At 63.3% G+C, this 16,734-nt stretch carries 20 protein-coding genes; 10 read left to right on the top strand and 10 right to left on the bottom strand.

All coding sequences use genetic code 11. From position 1 onward, the window contains the following. The first annotated feature begins 21 nt into the window (after positions 1-21). Entirely contained in the window at positions 22-717 is a 696-nt protein-coding gene (locus NKI79_RS05335) for a sulfate transporter family protein (protein ID WP_352800297.1), read from the top strand. On the opposite strand, the gene NKI79_RS05330 is transcribed toward NKI79_RS05335, so the two are convergent. The 4 genes from NKI79_RS05330 to NKI79_RS05315 all read right to left on the bottom strand — a co-directional run bounded on the left by NKI79_RS05330 (position 714) and on the right by NKI79_RS05315 (position 3,950). Beyond that, on the bottom strand, positions 714-1,712 hold the full coding sequence (locus NKI79_RS05330; RefSeq protein ID WP_352800296.1) for a proline racemase family protein: 999 nt from the start codon (positions 1,710-1,712) through the stop codon (positions 714-716). The genes NKI79_RS05335 and NKI79_RS05330 overlap by 4 nt on opposite strands. A gap of 13 nt (positions 1,713-1,725) precedes the next feature. Beyond that, complete coding sequence (locus NKI79_RS05325) at positions 1,726-2,529, bottom strand: isocitrate lyase/PEP mutase family protein (RefSeq protein ID WP_352506934.1); 804 nt, start codon at positions 2,527-2,529, stop codon at positions 1,726-1,728. Positions 2,530-2,606: 77 nt separating this feature from the next. Beyond that, on the bottom strand, positions 2,607-3,464 hold the full coding sequence (locus NKI79_RS05320) for a hypothetical protein (protein ID WP_352800295.1): 858 nt from the start codon (positions 3,462-3,464) through the stop codon (positions 2,607-2,609). 75 nt (positions 3,465-3,539) lie between these two features. Then, entirely contained in the window at positions 3,540-3,950 is a 411-nt protein-coding gene (locus tag NKI79_RS05315) for an SRPBCC family protein (RefSeq protein ID WP_352800293.1), read from the bottom strand. An 81-nt stretch (positions 3,951-4,031) separates the two neighbouring features. Here NKI79_RS05315 and NKI79_RS05310 point away from each other — a divergent pair, with 81 nt between their 5' ends. Continuing rightward, complete coding sequence (locus NKI79_RS05310; RefSeq protein WP_254816145.1) at positions 4,032-4,616, top strand: TetR/AcrR family transcriptional regulator; 585 nt, start codon at positions 4,032-4,034, stop codon at positions 4,614-4,616. A 26-nt stretch (positions 4,617-4,642) separates the two neighbouring features. Here the strand turns inward: NKI79_RS05310 and NKI79_RS05305 are convergent, their stop codons facing one another. The 3 genes from NKI79_RS05305 to NKI79_RS05295 form a co-directional block, all read right to left on the bottom strand. Continuing rightward, entirely contained in the window at positions 4,643-5,299 is a 657-nt protein-coding gene (locus NKI79_RS05305) for an HAD family hydrolase (RefSeq protein WP_352800292.1), read from the bottom strand. Next, a complete protein-coding gene (gene dut / locus NKI79_RS05300; protein ID WP_352800290.1) occupies positions 5,299-5,784 on the bottom strand; it encodes a dUTP diphosphatase in 486 nt (161 codons plus the stop codon). The genes NKI79_RS05305 and dut overlap by 1 nt, the downstream gene beginning before the upstream one ends. A gap of 84 nt (positions 5,785-5,868) precedes the next feature. Further along, the gene (locus NKI79_RS05295; protein ID WP_254816142.1) at positions 5,869-6,339 is read right to left on the bottom strand and encodes an Lrp/AsnC family transcriptional regulator; all 471 of its coding nucleotides are present in this window, start codon (positions 6,337-6,339) and stop codon (positions 5,869-5,871) included. Positions 6,340-6,454: 115 nt separating this feature from the next. Between NKI79_RS05295 and NKI79_RS05290 the strand changes: the two genes are divergently transcribed. Further along, positions 6,455-6,670: a DUF6356 family protein gene (locus tag NKI79_RS05290; RefSeq protein WP_023717932.1), complete on the top strand. Its 216-nt coding sequence runs from the start codon at positions 6,455-6,457 to the stop codon at positions 6,668-6,670. Between the two features lie 168 nt (positions 6,671-6,838). After that, a complete protein-coding gene (locus NKI79_RS05285; protein ID WP_352800603.1) occupies positions 6,839-8,212 on the top strand; it encodes an amidase in 1,374 nt (457 codons plus the stop codon). Here NKI79_RS05285 and NKI79_RS05280 read toward each other — a convergent pair. Then, positions 8,206-9,282, bottom strand: coding sequence for an NAD(P)/FAD-dependent oxidoreductase (locus tag NKI79_RS05280; protein WP_352800287.1), 1,077 nt, complete (start codon positions 9,280-9,282; stop codon positions 8,206-8,208). The genes NKI79_RS05285 and NKI79_RS05280 overlap by 7 nt on opposite strands. Before the next feature lie 117 nt (positions 9,283-9,399). On the opposite strand from NKI79_RS05280, the gene NKI79_RS05275 reads away from it, so the two are divergent. Both NKI79_RS05275 and NKI79_RS05270 read left to right on the top strand, forming a co-directional pair. Beyond that, positions 9,400-9,990 (top strand): TetR/AcrR family transcriptional regulator, encoded by a 591-nt coding sequence (locus NKI79_RS05275; RefSeq protein ID WP_352800286.1) that lies wholly within the window; start codon positions 9,400-9,402, stop codon positions 9,988-9,990. Positions 9,991-9,994: 4 nt separating this feature from the next. Beyond that, positions 9,995-10,921, top strand: coding sequence for a haloalkane dehalogenase (locus NKI79_RS05270; protein WP_352800284.1), 927 nt, complete (start codon positions 9,995-9,997; stop codon positions 10,919-10,921). A 23-nt stretch (positions 10,922-10,944) separates the two neighbouring features. Here NKI79_RS05270 and NKI79_RS05265 read toward each other — a convergent pair whose 3' ends face one another. Then, positions 10,945-12,756 carry a winged helix-turn-helix domain-containing protein gene (locus NKI79_RS05265; protein WP_352800282.1) on the bottom strand — a complete coding sequence of 604 codons (1,812 nt, stop codon included), beginning with the start codon at positions 12,754-12,756 and terminating at the stop codon, positions 10,945-10,947. A gap of 196 nt (positions 12,757-12,952) precedes the next feature. Here NKI79_RS05265 and NKI79_RS05260 point away from each other — a divergent pair, with 196 nt between their 5' ends. From NKI79_RS05260 to NKI79_RS05245, 4 genes are all read left to right on the top strand, one after another. Continuing rightward, positions 12,953-13,234: a DUF4242 domain-containing protein gene (locus NKI79_RS05260; RefSeq protein WP_254816139.1), complete on the top strand. Its 282-nt coding sequence runs from the start codon at positions 12,953-12,955 to the stop codon at positions 13,232-13,234. 16 nt (positions 13,235-13,250) lie between these two features. Further along, positions 13,251-13,769, top strand: coding sequence for a hypothetical protein (locus NKI79_RS05255; RefSeq protein ID WP_352800280.1), 519 nt, complete (start codon positions 13,251-13,253; stop codon positions 13,767-13,769). 108 nt (positions 13,770-13,877) lie between these two features. Next, a complete protein-coding gene (locus NKI79_RS05250; RefSeq protein ID WP_352800279.1) occupies positions 13,878-14,180 on the top strand; it encodes a DUF1127 domain-containing protein in 303 nt (100 codons plus the stop codon). A gap of 157 nt (positions 14,181-14,337) precedes the next feature. Next, positions 14,338-15,936 (top strand): peptide chain release factor 3, encoded by a 1,599-nt coding sequence (locus NKI79_RS05245; RefSeq protein ID WP_502909786.1) that lies wholly within the window; start codon positions 14,338-14,340, stop codon positions 15,934-15,936. Between the two features lie 266 nt (positions 15,937-16,202). Here NKI79_RS05245 and NKI79_RS05240 read toward each other — a convergent pair whose 3' ends face one another. Continuing rightward, positions 16,203-16,676, bottom strand: a complete 474-nt coding sequence (locus tag NKI79_RS05240; RefSeq protein ID WP_254816135.1) for a VOC family protein — start codon at positions 16,674-16,676, stop codon at positions 16,203-16,205. Between the last annotated feature and the right edge of the window lie 58 nt (positions 16,677-16,734).

The raw sequence follows: 16,734 nt of genomic DNA, 5'->3' as shown, positions 1-16,734 counted from the left end.
TGACATGGAATTGGAAACGCCGTGATCCTCGACGCCGCCCGCGCCGCCTTGAGCCGGCTGTTCTCGCCCGAATTCCGTTCCGTGTTCGTGAAGACACTGGGGCTGACCTTGCTGGCACTGGCGGCGCTGTGGTTCGGGATAAAGAGCCTGTTCGAATGGCTGGCCTGGCCGTGGATCGATGCATGGCTGCCCGCCCTTCCCTCCTGGGCCGGATGGCTGGGCGCCGTCGTCGCCGGCGTCGGCCTTGCGCTGGGGCTGGCGCTTTTTATCGCGCCGGTGACGGCAATCATCGCCGGCCTGTTCCTTGACGACGTCGCCGAAGTGGTCGAGCGCACCGACTATCCCAACGATCCGCCCGGCCGCGCCGTGCCGGCGCTGCGCTCGCTGGTGCTGGCGATCAGGTTCTTCGGCGTCGTCATCCTCGGCAACATCATCGCTCTGCTGCTTCTGCTGGTGCCGGGCATCAACATCGCCGCCTTTTTCATCGTTAACGGTTATCTGCTCGGGCGCGAGTTCTTCGAGTTCGCCACCATGCGCTTTCGCCCGGAGGCCGAGGCCAGGGCGCTGCGCAGAAAGCACGCGGTCACCGTATTCCTGGCCGGGCTGGTCGTCGCCGCTTTCCTGGCCGTGCCTCTGCTCAACCTTTTGACGCCGCTGTTCGCCGCCGCCATGATGGTGCATCTGCACAAGGCGATCTCGGCGCGGGAAGGGAGCTAGCGCAGCAGGAAACCCCTGCCCAGGTCATCATCGTCCTCGACGATGAATTCGGCCCGTCCTGAGTAATAGGCGCGGCCGCCGACGCGGGCGATGATGGCATCATGCGGCCCGGCTGTGGCCGTGCGTGCGACCGCGCCGGAAAAGCGCGAGCCGGCGATGCTCTCGAACAGCCGCGTCCGGCCAATCTCGATCTGGCCTTTGGCGTGCATTGCCGCCAGCCGCGCGGTGACGCCCGAGCCGGTCGGCGAACGGTCGACCTCGGCTTCGGCGAAAACGCAGATGTTTTTGGTCGGCGTATCGGAGAACCCATCCTGTCCGTCGGTCAGGATGGTGCCGTAGAGAAAGGCGAGATCGGCGTGATCGGGATGCGACAGCGGCAATTCGGCCTTGAGCTTATCGGTCAGCGCGGTCGCTGCATCGACGAAATCGCGCACCCGATTCCTGCCGAATTCCAGCCCGAACTGGCGGCAGTCGGCGAGCGCATAGAAGGCGCCGCCATAGGCGATGTCAAAGCCGACCGGACCATAGCCCGGCAGCTCGATCCGCCGGTCGCGGGCGAACAGAAACGCCGGCACGCTTTCGAAGGACACCGCACCGGCCTTGCCATCCCTCACCTCGACCGCAGCCGAGATCAGCCCGCATGGCGCCTCGATGTTGACGGTCGTCAGCGGCTCGCGTGGCGCCACCAGCCGCTCGTCGACGGCGTAGCGGCCGAGCGCGACGATGGCGTGGCCGCACATCGTCGAATAGCCCTCATTGTGCATGAACAGCACCGCGAGGTCGGCGCCCGGCAGGTCGGGCTCCACCAGCAGCGCGCCATACATGTCGTAATGGCCGCGCGGCTCGAACATCAGGACCTTTCTGAGATGATCGAGATGGTCGCGCACATAGGCACGCTTTTCGAGGATCGTGCCCTTGGGAATATCAGGGTAGCCGCCGGTGACGATCCGCAGCGGCTCGCCGCCGGTGTGCATGTCGACGACGGTGAGGGTCATTCGTCGGCCCGAGCTAGGCTGAAGATTTGGCAAACAGCGCCTGCAGCTTGCCGAACGGCATGGCCGCGCGGGTGAAGCCGAAGGTGCCATCCTGCTGGATCTCGCGCGCCGCGGTCTCCAGCATGCCGAAGGCGAAATTGGTGAGCCATGGACCGAGCGAGACGCGCTTTACCCCCGCCGTGGCCAGGTCGGCGATGGTGAAGCCGGGCCTGGCCATGACGTTGACCGGCTTGGTCAGCGCCGAGCAGACGGTTCGCACCATCTCGATGTCGCCCAGCCCCGGTGCATAGAGCACGTCGGCGCCGGCCTTCTCGAAGGCCTGCAGCCGCTTGATCGTATCGTCAAGATCGGGCTTGCCCCACAGGAAATTCTCGGCCCGCGCGGTGAAGACGAAATCGCGTTTCAGTGCCCGTGCCGCTTCTGCAGCCGCCGCGACGCGCTCGACGGCATGCGCAAAATCATAGATCGGCTTGTCGGGCTCGCCAGTATGGTCCTCGATCGAGCAGCCGGCGAGGCCAGCCGCCTCGGCGGCGAAGATGGTCTCGCCGGCACTTGTTGCGCTGTCGCCCTTGCCCTTTTCGAGATCGGCCGAAACCGGCAGCCCGGTCGCCGCCGACACTTCACGGCAATGATGGATCATCGCCTCGAACGTCACCGCACCATCGGGCAGGCCGCGCGAAAAGGCAAAGCCGGCGCTGGTCGTGGCCAGCGCCTTGAAGCCGAACGAAGCCAAGAGCTTGGTCGTCCCGACGTCCCAGGAATTGGCCATGACGAAGATCGAGGCATGCAGGTCGCGAAAAATCTTACCCTTGTCCATGGATGCTCCCCTCCAGTGCAGAATGTGAGGCAAATTCTAGCCCGGCGGAAGGCGCCGGGCAAACAAATGCGGTTGGCTCAGAAGCGTTTGGCGTTGTCATCTGCCAATCGGTCCAGCGCATCGGAATCCTTGACGTAGCGCGAAGCATTTTTGTCCCAATGATAGGTGACGGAAATGTCGCGCGAAGACGCCTTTGGCGGCTGCTGGCCGTCGCAGCTTTCTTCTCCCGGTAGCGTCGCGTCGGTCACTGTGACCTTGATGGCCGCATAAGGCTGGCCGTCGGCCATCACCTGGAACGCCGCATTCTGTGTCCGCCTTTGAGTGCAGAGGTTTTCGTCGAACGTATAAATCATGTCGATCAGCTCGAACCTGTCGTTGCGAACCATGATCAGCGGCGTGATCCCATAGCCCTGGCTCGAATTGAAATGCATGCTCATGCTGATGATAGCGTCGTCACCAGGCCCGATCGCCAGCTTGCCCGGATCGCGAAGATAGGTGATGCGGTCGACGGCGACATTGACCGCGTCGAGCAGCGCCGGCTTGCCGGTGATGTCGTAGAGTGCCAGCACGGCATAGCCCTCGGCGCTGTCAGGCGAGTCGCCAAGGTCGAACAGCATGGTCAGCCGCTCCTTGCCGCCGGCCTTGATGCCGAGCACGCCGGCGTTGGAAAGACCTGATGTCGCCGGCGGGGAGCCGTCGTAGTCCGGACCAGCGATGTGGCGCATCTCGATCGGCGTCGAACCCCGGAAAAAGCCGTCCTTGTCCGCGGCCAGATCGGGAATGACCATCCTGGCGAGGTCGAGATAGGTGACATCGCCGTGGCCGGGGACAGCGCTGCCGAGCTCCGGGAAACTGACGGCCTCGGCGCTGGCCGTCGTCCAAAGACAGGGCAGCAGCAGGCAGGCAAGGATGAAACGAAGCAGGGAGAAGGCCATGCGCGCGCTCGTTATGTCGGGCGCGCGCAAGCTAGAGCATTTTGTGGCCAAGAGGAAACACCTGGCGTTGCCTCGCTATGTTGGTTTGGCTTGGCTCGCCAGGGTCTGCTGGAAAACAGGCACCAGCTGATCCATGGCGGCTGCGAGCCACGCGCCGAGTTCGTCCGGCAGAGTGTCATGGATCCAGACCAGGCGGCTCCGGCCCTCGCCCTCGGCAAAGACCTGCATGGAGGTGTTATCGTGAGTGACCTCATCGCCGAGCCACCCCCACACGATGCGCCGGCTCTGCTCGTCGCGGGCGATGAGCCGCTCTCGCACAATCTTGCCGTCGGCGAAAGTAAGGGCCCGTACGTCGTCCTCATCCACCCTGCAGTCGACGAAAACGCCTGGGGCTATCCGTTGGGCGCCGCCGGCGAAGTCGCCGACCGTCGCCCATACGCTTTCCGGTGAAGCATCTACGATGATTTCCCTGACTATCGAAGCCATGTTCGCCTTTCCTTCATTAGTAGGTAGACCTGTCTGTCTACATATGGATGTATACAGACCTGTCTGCTATATAGTCAAGGCATGTCCGCAGCCCGAATCAACGATCGTCCCGAAAGTCTTGCGCGCCGTCGCATCCTCGATACGGCGACCGCGCTGTTTTCTCTGGAGGGGGTGCGCGCAGTCGGCATCGACCGCATCATCGCCGAGGCCGGCGTTGCCAAGGCGACGTTCTATCATCATTTCGCAGCCAAGGACGATCTGGTCCGCGCCTACATCGAGGAGCTCAGCAAGGGAGGACGGGCGGCAATCGCGAAGCTTGGGCGGCGGCCACCTCGGCAGACGATTCTTGCGATATTCGATCTCATCGCCGATGCGGCAGATCAGCCGGGCTACCGCGGCTGCCCGTTTCAGAATGCCGCCGCTGAATATCCGGATCCCAGCAGCCCGGTTCGCCAGGCGATCGATAAGCATCGTCACTGGAAGTGGGGTATCCTCAGGGATCTGCTGATCGCGGACGCAAATCCCGATCCGGACCGCACAGCGGACGCGCTAACGGTGGCGGCCGACGGCCTCCTTGTCGTCAGTCATCTCGACAGGCCGGCCAAGCTGCGCACTCTCATACGCGACACGGTCGACCGAGTACTTGGAGCCCCGCGCCCGGTCTGAGACCGGATGCGCATGCAGCCTGCCGGTCAGTGGATCGGCACCAGCCCGGCCAGTTCACGCATGTCGTCGAACAGGATGCCGCCAGCTTCGATCAGTCCATCGCGGTCGGAAAGCGGGTCGCCGTGGTAGGAATAGACGCGCATGCCGGCGGCGATGCCGGCTGTCGTCCCGGCGACGCTGTCCTCAATGACGATGCAGTCGGCGGGCGCGAAGCCCATCGTCGCTGCTGCATGCAGGAAGAGGTCGGGGAACGGCTTGCCGCGCGAGACCATGGTCGAGCTGAACAGCGCATGCTCGAACAGCGGCAGCAGCCCGGTCTGGCCGAGTGTGATGTGCATTTTCGACACCCGTGCCGACGAGGCGACGCAGGTGGCGATGCCGGCGGCGTGCACGGTTTCGATGAACTCGCGAACGTAGGGGATGGCCTCGACGCCATGCGCGAACAGGTCCGGCAGGCCGGCGTTCCAGCGCTCGACAAACTCGGCGCCAAGGCTGACGCCGGTCGCCTCGACTTCCTTCTGCACCGAGACCATGCTGCGGCCGGAGAAATTCTTGCGGCAATATTCGAAGCTGGCCGGAAAGCCTGCCGCGGTCAGCCATTCGGCGAGGCGCCGATTGGCCAGGTTCTCGGTATCGACCAGAACCCCGTCGCAATCGAAGATGACGAGTTTGGGTATTTTCATCAAGCAGTGCCGGTCGATCCGAAGCCGCCCGAGCCGCGCGCCGTGCCGCCGGTCAATGTGCGCTCCTCGACGGTCGCCTGCGTTACCGGGGCGAAGACGATCTGGGCGATCCGCATGCCGCGCGTCACGGCGAAATCCTCGTCGCCGAGATTGATCAGCAGCACCTTGACCTCGCCGCGATAGTCGCTGTCGATGGTGCCCGGCGTGTTGAGGCAGGTGAGCCCGTGCTTGAAGGCGAGGCCCGAACGCGGCCGGACCTGGCCTTCGACGCCCTCCGGAATTTCCAGGACCAGCCCGGTCGGCACCAGCGCGCGCTTTCCGGGCAGGATCAAAAGCGGCCTGTCGTCGGGGACGGCGGCGCGCAGGTCCATGCCGGCGGCGCCCGAGCTCTCATAGGCGGGAAGCGGCAAGCCCTCGCCATGCGGCAGCCTGACGAAACCGACAGCCGGACCGATGACGGAGGTAGGATAAGGTGCTGCGCGCATAAGGCTGATCCTATCGTCGCGAACGCCGGTTCAGTCAACTCGGCGGCAATGCTATCAACGGCTTTCTTTCAGCGCAGTTCCGCCTCAGCGCAGTTCCATCGGAACGACCGTGGTCTCCTTGATCTCCTCCATGACGAAAGAGGCCGAAACGTCCGACAGCGCCACCTTGGCGATCAGCCGCTGGTAGAGCCGGTCATAGGCCTTCACATCGGCGACGCGGGCGCGCAGCACATAGTCGAGATCGCCGGACATGCGGTAGGCGCCGGTGATCTCGGCAAAGCCGGTCACCGCCGCCCGGAATCTTTGCAGCCAGTCGGGATCGTGGTTCGAGGTGCGGATCAGGATGAACACCGAAAGCCCGAGTCCGAGCTTGTCGGCGTCGACCAGTGCCACCCGACCGGTAATGACGCCGTCTTCCTCCAGCCGCTTGACCCGGCGCCAGCAGGCATTGCGCGACAGCGATATTCTTGCCGAGAGCTGGTCGACGGACAGCGTGCCGTCGCGTTGCAGCTCGGCCAGCAATCTCCGGTCTATTTCGTCGATTTCCGCCATCATGCGGGATGTTTGTCCCAAAATTTGGCTTTAGACAAGGACAATTTGAGACCGATGACCCTGATAGCCGTGGCAGGATATTCATCGCTGGCTCTTCATGCCGGCAGGAGGGATCGACATGACAGCACGGCTCGCAAGACTTTTCACCTCTCACCCGGCCGCGGTCGGCGAGAGCTATTTCGGCCATATGGCTTTCGCCGCATGGTTCTCGTCGCGATTGTTCATGGCGGCCTTTGCCGCGCTCATTCATGCTTTCTTGCCGTTTCTGTTCGAGACCACGGCAAGCGGCATCATCCGTGAGCTCTACGAACGGACGCATAACAGGGGACGGTAAGCCGTAGAGGTGCCGATCGCGGGAGGCCGCGGTACAGCGCCCCCTCAACAAATCCCGGCAGCGCAATCCGATCAAGCGCCGCCGTCGTCAAAATGCCGAGCCAGGCTTGAAGCCGCGCCGCAATCCACCATTTTGAGGAGCGCGACGCGATAGCCCGGAGCGGTCATGATGGATATCGTCTTTTCCTCGACCACCAAACTGGCCGCGGCCATCCGCGACCGTACGGTTTCCGCAATAGAAGTGCTGGACGAGCATCTGGCGCAGATCGACAGGCACAATGAGGCGGCCAATGCCGTCGTCACGCTCGACAGGGAGGAGGCTCGCGCTCGAGCGAAGAAAGCCGACGAAGCGCAGGCGCGCGGCGAGGCACTTGGGCCGCTGCATGGCCTGCCGTTCACACTGAAGGACACGCACGAAACCGCTGGCATGAGAACCACCGTCGGCTTCCCGGCCTTCGCCGACTATGCCCCGAGGGCAGACAGTTCGGTCGTTGCCCGGCTAAAGGCGGCAGGCGGCATACTGGTGGGCAAGACGAACGTGGCGACAATGCTCGGTGACTGGCAGTCGAGCAATCCGCTATTCGGCCGCACCGGCAATCCCTGGGATCTCCAGCGCACCGCCGGCGGCTCAAGTGGCGGTGCGGCGGCGGCGCTCAGCACCGGAATGACGCCGTTCGAGGTCGGCACCGACATGCAGGATTCGATCCGGCTGCCGGCCGCCTTTTGTGGCGTCTACGGCCTCAAGCCGACCGAGCACCGCGTCTCGCTCGCCGGCGCCTTCCCCGATCCAGGCGGGGCGCCGCGCAGCGTGCGGCTGATGTCCTGCCTCGGACCGCTGGCGCGCAGCGTCGAGGACCTGGCACTCATCTACGGCCTCATTGCCGGGCCGGATGGAAGCGATACCGACCTTGCGCCGGTCCCGGTCGAAACCATGCCTGAGCTGGACCTCAAAAATTTGCGCATTGCCGTCGCGCCGTCCTTTCCGGGCTTTCCAGTGGCCGGCGAGATCAGCGCGGCGGTCGAAAGTCTGGCAAAAGAGCTTCAGGCTGCGGGCGCCATCGTCGAGGAAGCCGAATTGCCCGAGCTCGACCTGCACGACGACCTGAAGCAGGGCGGCGTCCTGATCGGCATGATGCTGGAGGCGGCGCAGCCCGAACCACCGGAGACGCCGACGCCGGTCTCGCGCTGGTTCGAGGCGCTCGCCCGCCGCGACCGCTCCATCCTGGCATGGGAACGGTTCTTCGACGGTTGCGACGCCTTGCTGTGCCCGGTCGCCATGGTCACCGCCTTCCCGCATTGCGAGCAGGGAACGCCGATCGAGGTCGACGGCGAGAAGCAAAGCTACTGGATGCTGCCGGCCTATGGCGCGGTGTTCAACTACAGCGGCCATCCGGCACTGTCGCTGCCCTGCGGACAGGATCGCGACGGCCTGCCCATCGGACTACAGCTTGTTGGCAAACGCTGGTCGGAGTCGCGCCTGCTCGGGATCGCCAGCGCAATCGAGCCGCTGGCCGGCGGCTTTCGCCGCCCGCCCGGTTATTGAGTAAACCGCGCCAGCCCGTAGGGATCAAGCAGCGGATCGCGCTCGCCATCGAGGATTTCGCGGGCGGCGAACAGGCCGACGGCCGGCGCCAGCGTGATGCCGGAATGCATAACGGCGACGTAGACGCCGCCCGTGCCTTCGGCGCGGCCTATGATGGGAAAGCCATCGACCGGCGTCGGCCGGTAGCCAACGGTGTGGAAATCGAGTTCCAGCCCATCCGCGCCGCGCAGCATCGCCTTCATCGCTGCAAACAGGTCGCGGGCGGTGGCCGCGGCATCCATGCCGGGATCGGCGCCGCCGAAATCCGAGCCGGCGATGACGCGGCCTTCCGCTGTCTGGCGCATATGCAGGCGGTCGCCGATCACCAGCCCGTTGAGCAGCTTTTCGTAGGGGCGCGAATGCACGATCAGGCCGGGTGGCGTTTCGATCGGGAGTTCTATCCCGGCTGTTGCCGCTAGTGCCGGAGAGCCGGCACCGGCCGCGATCACCACCTCGTCGGCAGCAATCCGCCCGCCGGATGTATCGACGCCGGCTATCCTGCCGCCGGCCTGCACAAGCGCGGTCGCGGTAACTCCCGTCAGCAGCCGCGCGTCGCGTCGTTCGGCGTCGGTCAGCAACGCTTGCGTAGCAGCGAGCGGTTCGGCGACACCTTCCTTGGCGACATAAAGGGCGAAGTCGGGAAGCTCGGTCAGGTTTGGCTCGATGCGCGCTGCGGCGGCGCGGTCGACACGCTCGATGCCATAGCCCCATAAGGAATGTTCGGCGGCATAGGCTTCCAGTTCGGCCGCGGGCAGGTCCCAGCACAGGCCACCGCACCATTGCAACGGGATGCCGGGCACTTCGTTCGCCAATCGCGTCCATTCGGCCATCGATCGAGTCCGTAGCCGGAAGTAAGGCTGGGGATTACCCCAGCTGGCATTGATCCAGGCAAAGGAATTCGGCGTCGCGACGCCGCCGGCACCGCTGCCGGCCATGACCGTCACCTTTGCTCCGGCCCTGGTCAGGTGCCAGGCGATGGAGGCGCCGATGATGCCGGCGCCGATGACGATGACTTGTTTCGCCGCTGCCATGCTTCACTCCTCGTTCCAACGCCACCACTGCGATGCCATTGCCCGTGGGTTCTGCCAAGAGCGCGCGGTATAAAACATGCCTCTTGACTTTAATACGTACGTACGTATTGTATGATCATGGCTAGACATTCACTTCGCGAAAAGCTTCTCGACGCCGGTTTCAGAACCATCTGGAGTTCCGGCTATTCGACCGCCGGCGTACGCGACATCGTCGCCGCGGCCGATGCCCGTCCGGGGTCCTTCACCAATCATTTTGCATCCAAGGAGGCGTTCACCGGCGAGGTGCTGGACCGCTATTTCGCCTATGTGAGCGGTTTGGTGGAGCAGGCCCTTGCCCGGGACGGCACGCCCCCGGTCGGGCGCTTGCGCCGCTATCTCGAAATCATCACGTCGAAACTGGAGGCGCATGATTGGGCACGGGGCTGCATGATCGGCAATCTCAGCCTCGAGACGGCGGCTCACAGTGAGGCGCTGAGGCTGCAACTCGTCGCCATTTTCGAACGCTGGCGCAAGCCCTTCGCCGAATGCATCGCCGAGGGCCAGGCGGCCGGCGATATCACCGACGCATTCGATGCCGAGGACCTCGCCGATTTCCTTTTGAGTTCCTGGCAAGGCGCGATGCTGCGCATGAAGGTGGAGCGCAGTCCCGAACCGCTCGAGCGCTTCAAGAACATCGTCTTCAAAACAGTCTTCGCAAAAAGGAGCTGATCCGATGAACCCGAAATTCGAAAAGCAGCAATCCCGCACAATGCTGCGGCGGTCGCAAATCGCGATACTCGATTCCACCATCTCCTATGTCGAGGCAGGCACGGCTGGCCCGACAGTACTCTTCCTGCACGGCAACCCGACGTCGTCCTACATCTGGCGCGACATCATCCCGCATGTAGCGCCGTTCGGCCGCTGCATAGCGCCCGACCTGATCGGCTATGGCCAATCCGGCAAGCCGGACATCGACTATCGCTTCTTCGACCACGTCCGCTATCTCGACGCTTTCATCGAGACGCTTGGCATCACCGACATGGTGGTCGTCGCGCAGGACTGGGGTACCGCCCTTGCCTTCCATCTCGCCGCCCGGCGGCCGCAGCGGATCCTCGGCCTCGCCTTCATGGAATTCATCCGCCCCTTCGAGAGCTGGGACGATTTCCACCAGCGTCCGCAGGCGCGCGAATTGTTCAAGGCAATGCGCACGCCTGGCATCGGTGAGAAGCTTGTTCTGGAAGACAATGTTTTCGTCGAAAAGGTGCTGCCGGCCTCGGTTCTGCGCACGATGAGCGGTGCTGAAATGGCAGCTTATCGGGCGCCGTTCCCGACACCGCGATCGCGCAAGCCGATCCTGAGGCTGCCGCGCGACCTGCCGATCGAAGGCCAGCCCGCCGATGTCGCCGCGATCAGTGAGAACGACCATCGGGCGCTCCGGGCTTCCTCCTACCCGAAGCTGCTTTTCTCAGGCGATCCGGGCGCCCTCGTCTCGCCGCAGGCGGCACGGGAATTCGCAGCCGGCCTGAAGAACTGCCGGTTGATCGATCTCGGACCCGGCGCGCATTATCTGCAGGAGGACCATGCCGACAGGATCGGTACCGCCATTGCCGAGTGGATTCCCGAGATAGCCTTCGAGAGCCATGCCGCCGAACCGGCGTGACGTTATCACGCCGCCGCAGCTTCTTACGCGGGTGCCTCTCTATTTGTGCCGCCGAGCAGCGCCTTCAAGGTTTCGTATCGGCGCATAAGCCGTGACGAATCGACTTTCCTTGCGACCGTCAGCACGGTGCCAAGTTCCAATTCTGCGCCGGTGCGATCACCCAGTTGAATGAGCAAAGCCGCAAGCGAGAGCCGGGCGTCGGCGGCATTAATCGCCGAACCGATCTCATTCCAGCGCGAGTATGCAACTTGCAGTTCTCCAATGGCTTCGGCCAAGCGGCCTTCCCGTATGAAAAGCTCGGCCTTGGCTTCCGAGGTGAGCGCCCGGATAGATGCCATCGGCCAGCGCTGTGGCTGGGTTTCCAGTTCGGCGATGACCTGCTTCGCGCGCTCCAGTCGATCCGTTCGTGCCGCCACCTTTGCCAGAGTGGCGAGAATCAAACCCCGACGCTGCAAGGTCGGCCAGGCGGACCCGATCAGGGACCGCTCGAGAGCGCTGAACGCGGCTTCTGCCTGTCCTTGCTCGAGCTGCAGCAATGCAAGGCCCGGCTGAGGGTCCCAGCCGACCGCATGGGCGCCACGATACGCAGCTTCCGCCTCGGTGAGGTCCCCTGCCGCAAGATGGATGTCGCCTAACACACGCAACGCGTCGCCCATCGCCCAAGGCGCATCGAGCGCAAGTTGGTCGAGGGCGGTGCGCACCAATGCTTCCGCTTCCTTCAGCGTGCCGTGCACGCCGAGCACCTCGGCCCGATGCAACCGGCACGAGCCCGACAGATCCTCTAGCCCGTGGCCCCTGCACCAATTCTCGTAACCGAGGGTCCACTGGTTTGCTCTCGACCAGTCGCCGAAATTTCGGCAGGCCCAAAGGACGTTGCAATAGAGAATTCCGCCGACCACCGGATCGACGTCGCTGGACAAACCGAGGGCGGCGGCGGCGTCCTGATCTTCCAGTCCGGATTGGGTGTCGCCAAGGCAAAGCTTGAAAAAACCGCGATAGACAAGGCCGAGTGACTCCACGACCGGATCTTCCAGATGTTTGCCGACGACGCAGGCCTGCTCGGCAAACGCCAGCGCCTGTTCCGGTTCCGCGTCCGCTGCCTTGATCCGCGACCCCATCCAACACCAAAGGCCGTGCTCCCGGCTATCGGTGGCGGTGCCGATCAATGCTGCCGCGCGCTGATGCCAGCCCTTGGCGACGGCAAGCTCTCCTCGCTCTAGGTGGATCCGCGCAAGTGTGATTGCCGGAGCAGCGGCCCGCGAACCTTGCCGAGCAATGCTGTATGCCCTCACGGCACGCGTCAGCGGCGGGATGGCTTCGGCCGGCCGCCCCATGCATTCCAGAGCCAGCGCCCATTCCTCGAGATCGGCGGTGACCAGCTCGTCGGCAGTGTCCGCTTCGGCGAACAAAGCCGCGGCCTCATACCATTTCCTGGCCGAAGCAGCCGCCCGCGCGGCGGCCAAGATCTGCAGGCTAGCGCTCGAATGCGCAGTCGACGGATCAGGGAGAACCGGCGTTCGTTCCGAAACGGCTGGCGGATCGAGACACATCCGGTAGCCGAACCGCGGCAGGTTGCGCAGTGCCGTTTCCATGCCGCCCTGGCGAAGGATGCTGCGAGCCAGGCTGGCAACACGCTGCAGCGAGGCTTCGGTCACCGTGACGCCCGGCCACAGCGTTTCGAGCAACTCTTCCTTGCTCAAAGCCCGGCTCTGATGGCGCAGAAGAATGGCTAGGAAATCGAAGACCAGAGGTTGCGCCTCGATCTCCCTGCCGGCGAGGCGAAGGCCGCGAGCTTCCTCGTTCAGCTCGAAGTCGCCGAAGCAATACATCCCCATTGGCAGCATCCCTCCTACGACAATGGGCAAAGGATCAGAAGAAGATAAGAGCGGCGTAAGGACTGTTGGCCGCCCCTCCTGTCATTCTTCATGTGCCTGGCCGGCCAAGGAGCATTTTAGCTCAGCAGCCCCGGGGATGTCATCGGCAGCGATCGCCGTCCGGCGACATTGAACCCAACACAAGGAAACTAGGAAAATGCATAAGTACATCATTGAAAGGGACATTCCGAAGGTCGGCACTTTCGAGCGAGAGCAGCTTCGCGAGGCATCCAAGGCTTCGAACGCTGTTCTTGCCGAACTCGGCCCGGAAATTCAGTGGGTGGAGTCGTTCGTTGCGGATGACAAAACGTTCTGCGTCTACCTCGCGAAGGACGAAGCGATCATCCAACGCCATGCCAAGATGAGCGGCTTCCCGGCCACAAAGATCACGCAGGTGAAGCGCCTGTTCGATCCAACGACCGCCTACGCTCAGGCCTAGCAGGGAGGGACGGATCGTGAAGCTCTTTTCAGATATTGTGCTCGCCGTGGCAATCTCGGCATTCTTCTGCGGCGGCGCAGCGGATGCCCATGACATACCTGACCCGGTCCTCAACCGGTCGCGGGAGATGGCGGCCAAATACCTCAGCATCGAGGTCGCCAAAGCCGACGGTTACCAGCAGTTGTTCGAATGCACGACACATGACGAGCACGGCACGATGGGTGTACACTTCATCCATCCCGGTCGTGCCGGTGACGGCAAGCTGGTGCTCGGCGAACCGGACGTGCTGACCTACGAACCTGAGCCCGACGGCTCCATGCAGCTCGTTGGCATGGAATATATAGTCTTCGAGAAGGACTGGAAGGGCAAGGGTGTTCCCGAGTTTCTCGGACGCACTCTCCAGCGCAAGACGACGGTGGGCGTTCATCCCGTGGACCCCTACTACGAGCTTCACGTCTGGCACTGGCGGCACAATCCGGCCGGCATGTTCGCCGACTGGAACCCTTATGTGAGCTGCGAACACGACATGTCTTGACTGGTGTTACGCAGCGCCCAGGAGGGCCATTGCATGGCTCTCCCAACATTTCGCGGCCGACATCTCGGAACCGTGTCTCCCATCCCTCGAACCACAGGAAATATTGCCATGCTGATCGGACATACAGAGCCGGATTTAATCGCCGATCATCCCGATAGTTCGCGGTTCGTCGCCGCAATCGTCGAAATGTGTCTCGCCGTTCCACGCGCCTTAGCCCGCATCATCCGCATCCGGCGTGACCGCGCATTGCTTTACGAACTGCCGGACTACCTGTTGCGCGACATCGGCATAGACCGCTCGGAGATCCAGTCGATTACCTGGCTCGGCGGCAGGGGCGTCGGCCACCAGCCACCCTTACCAGAAGCAAATCATGGTAGCGTGGACATAGCGGGAGAGTATCTTCTCATCTGAACAGCCGCAATCTGTGCCGTTGGCTCGTTAGGAGGGTCCTATCGTCAATTCGGTCGCAACGACAAACCGGCATGTCCCTTCGGCCGAGCCCATTAGCCCAAAACCGTCGACAGGCAGAGAAAGCGCTGCTAAAAGCCCGCGCCACAGACAGGATTCCATGAAATTGGCTGAATACATCGAACAAGCGGTATCGCGCCGCCGCACTTTCGCGATCATTGCTCACCCCGACGCCGGCAAGACAACGCTCACCGAAAAGCTGCTTTTGTTTGGCGGCGCGATCCAGCTTGCTGGCGAGGTCAAGGCCAAGAAGGACCGCATCCAGACCCGGTCCGACTGGATGAAGATCGAACGCGAGCGCGGCATTTCGGTGGTCACTTCGGTGATGACCTTCGAATATGAGGACACTGTCTTCAACCTGCTCGACACGCCCGGCCACGAGGATTTCGCCGACGATACTTATCGCACGCTGTCGGCGGTCGACAGCGCGGTCATGGTCATCGACGCCGCCAAGGGCATCGAGCCGCGCACGTTGAAACTGTTCGAGGTCTGCCGGCTGCGCGATATCCCGATCATCACCTTCGTCAACAAGATGGACCGAGAAAGCCGCGACCCGTTCGACATCCTCGACGAGATAGAGCAGAAGCTGGCGCTTGATACCGCGCCGATCACCTGGCCGATCGGCCGCGCCAAGACCTTTTCCGGGACCTACCATCTGGCGCTGAACGCGGTTCGCAAGGGCGACGCCGAAAAGGAGCGCACGCCGGTCAACGGCCCCGATTCCAACCGTGTCGCCGGTCTCTTGCCGGAGAACGACCGGGAGGCCTTCATCGAGGAGCTGGAGCTGGCACGCGCGGCCTGCCGCCCGCTCGATCTGGAAGCCTTCCGCGAAGGCCATCTGACACCGGTCTATTTCGGCTCGGCGCTGCGCAATTACGGCGTGCGCGACCTGATCGAGGCGCTCGGCGCCTATGGGCCGCCGCCGCGCGCGCAGGAGGCTGATAGCCGCAAGGTCGAGGCGACCGAGGACAAGATGACCTCCTTCGTCTTCAAGATCCAGGCCAATATGGACCCCAACCACCGCGACCGTATCGCTTTCGTCCGTGTCTGCTCCGGCAAGCTCGAGCGCGGCATGAAGGCCAAGCTGGTGCGCACGGGAAAGCCGATGAGCCTGTCGGCGCCGCAATTCTTCTTCGCCCGCACCCGCGTCACCGCCGACGAGGCGTTTGCCGGCGACGTCGTCGGTATTCCCAACCACGGCACGCTGCGCATCGGCGACACGCTGACCGAAGGCGAGGAGATCCTGTTTCGCGGCGTGCCGAATTTCGCGCCGGAAATCCTGCGCCGCGTCCGCCTCGGCGACGCGATGAAGGCCAAGAAGCTCAAGGAGGCGCTGCACCAGATGGCCGAGGAAGGCGTCGTGCAATTGTTCTCGCCGGAGGACGGCTCGCCGGCCATCGTCGGCGTCGTCGGCGCCCTGCAGCTCGATGTCTTGAAAGAGCGCCTGAACTTCGAATACACACTGCCGGTCGATTTCGAGATGTCGCGCTTTTCGGTCTGCCGCTGGATCTCGGCCGACGATAAGGCCGAGCTCCAGCGCTTCATCGAGGCGCATCGCGGCGACATTGCCCGCGACCTCGACAACGATCCGGTGTTCCTCGCCCAGCACGCCTTCTCGCTCAACTACGAGGCCGAGCGCTGGAAGGCGATCCGCTTTGCGGCGGTAAAGGATTATCAGGTCCGCGACAGAGCGGCCTGATGCGCTATCTCAAGAGCAATCGCTTCAGAGGGCAATCGCTTCAGGTTGAATTTCGCCATTTAACAGTCCGGGCGTTTGCGCTGCCCCTCACCTGCCGGCATTCTCTCCCGTAGGTGACGGGGATAGGGGCGCTCTCATGGACCGTTTCGCCAATCGCCAGCGTTACAGAAACGGCGCCAAGGCGGCGGCTAGCCCCTTCTCCCCGTCACTTGCGGGGAGACGTGCCCGGCAGGGCGATGAGGGGGCAGCGCCGACTTGGACGATGTTCACCCCCTGGCAGCCTCTTCGATCTTGGCGATGTCGATTTTGCTCATCTGCATCATCGCCTGCATCACCCGGCCAGCCTTTTCCCTGTCGGGGTCCAGTAGCAGCTTGGGCAACTGCTCGGGAACGACCTGCCAGGAGAGGCCAAACTTGTCCTTCAGCCAGCTGCACTGGCTGGGCTCGCCACCGCCCGCGATGAGCCTGTCCCAGAAATAGTCAACCTCTTCCTGCGTCTTACAGTCGATGGAGAGCGAGACTGCCTGGGTGAACTTGAATTGCGGCCCGCCGTTGAGCGCCTGGAACTGAACGCCGTCGAGCTCGAATGAGACCATCAGCACCTTGCCCTCATTATCGCCGCTGCCCTTGGGCCAGCGCATCACGCTCAGCACCTTCGAATTCTTGAAGATGGAGATGTAATGGTTCATAGCCTCCTCGGCCTGGTCGTCGAACCATAGGCAGGGGGTGATCTTTTGCATTCTCTTGCTCCTCGGACTGGTTTTGGCTTTGTTTTCACTGGCAAAACGGCCGGCTGGC

Source organism: Mesorhizobium sp. M0340, from assembly GCF_040321535.1.
In the GTDB taxonomy this organism is placed as follows: Bacteria; Pseudomonadota; Alphaproteobacteria; order Rhizobiales; family Rhizobiaceae; genus Mesorhizobium.
Note: the sequence above shows the minus strand (reverse complement) of the source record. Positions and strands in the feature narration are given on the sequence as shown.

What these genes read in the sequence shown, in the direction of transcription:
- NKI79_RS05330 (WP_352800296.1), bottom strand. Translation starts at nt 1,712, where the DNA reads ATGACCCTCACCGTCGTCGACATGCACACCGGCGGCGAGCCGCTGCGG.
- NKI79_RS05325 (WP_352506934.1), bottom strand. Translation starts at nt 2,529, where the DNA reads ATGGACAAGGGTAAGATTTTTCGCGACCTGCATGCCTCGATCTTCGTC.
- NKI79_RS05320 (WP_352800295.1), bottom strand. Translation starts at nt 3,464, where the DNA reads ATGGCCTTCTCCCTGCTTCGTTTCATCCTTGCCTGCCTGCTGCTGCCC.
- NKI79_RS05315 (WP_352800293.1), bottom strand. Translation starts at nt 3,950, where the DNA reads ATGGCTTCGATAGTCAGGGAAATCATCGTAGATGCTTCACCGGAAAGC.
- NKI79_RS05310 (WP_254816145.1), top strand. Translation starts at nt 4,032, where the DNA reads ATGTCCGCAGCCCGAATCAACGATCGTCCCGAAAGTCTTGCGCGCCGT.
- NKI79_RS05305 (WP_352800292.1), bottom strand. Translation starts at nt 5,299, where the DNA reads ATGAAAATACCCAAACTCGTCATCTTCGATTGCGACGGGGTTCTGGTC.
- dut (WP_352800290.1), bottom strand. Translation starts at nt 5,784, where the DNA reads ATGCGCGCAGCACCTTATCCTACCTCCGTCATCGGTCCGGCTGTCGGT.
- NKI79_RS05295 (WP_254816142.1), bottom strand. Translation starts at nt 6,339, where the DNA reads ATGATGGCGGAAATCGACGAAATAGACCGGAGATTGCTGGCCGAGCTG.
- NKI79_RS05290 (WP_023717932.1), top strand. Translation starts at nt 6,455, where the DNA reads ATGACAGCACGGCTCGCAAGACTTTTCACCTCTCACCCGGCCGCGGTC.
- NKI79_RS05285 (WP_352800603.1), top strand. Translation starts at nt 6,839, where the DNA reads ATGGATATCGTCTTTTCCTCGACCACCAAACTGGCCGCGGCCATCCGC.
- NKI79_RS05280 (WP_352800287.1), bottom strand. Translation starts at nt 9,282, where the DNA reads ATGGCAGCGGCGAAACAAGTCATCGTCATCGGCGCCGGCATCATCGGC.
- NKI79_RS05275 (WP_352800286.1), top strand. Translation starts at nt 9,400, where the DNA reads ATGGCTAGACATTCACTTCGCGAAAAGCTTCTCGACGCCGGTTTCAGA.
- NKI79_RS05270 (WP_352800284.1), top strand. Translation starts at nt 9,995, where the DNA reads ATGAACCCGAAATTCGAAAAGCAGCAATCCCGCACAATGCTGCGGCGG.
- NKI79_RS05265 (WP_352800282.1), bottom strand. Translation starts at nt 12,756, where the DNA reads ATGGGGATGTATTGCTTCGGCGACTTCGAGCTGAACGAGGAAGCTCGC.
- NKI79_RS05260 (WP_254816139.1), top strand. Translation starts at nt 12,953, where the DNA reads ATGCATAAGTACATCATTGAAAGGGACATTCCGAAGGTCGGCACTTTC.
- NKI79_RS05250 (WP_352800279.1), top strand. Translation starts at nt 13,878, where the DNA reads ATGCTGATCGGACATACAGAGCCGGATTTAATCGCCGATCATCCCGAT.
- NKI79_RS05245 (WP_502909786.1), top strand. Translation starts at nt 14,338, where the DNA reads ATGAAATTGGCTGAATACATCGAACAAGCGGTATCGCGCCGCCGCACT.
- NKI79_RS05240 (WP_254816135.1), bottom strand. Translation starts at nt 16,676, where the DNA reads ATGCAAAAGATCACCCCCTGCCTATGGTTCGACGACCAGGCCGAGGAG.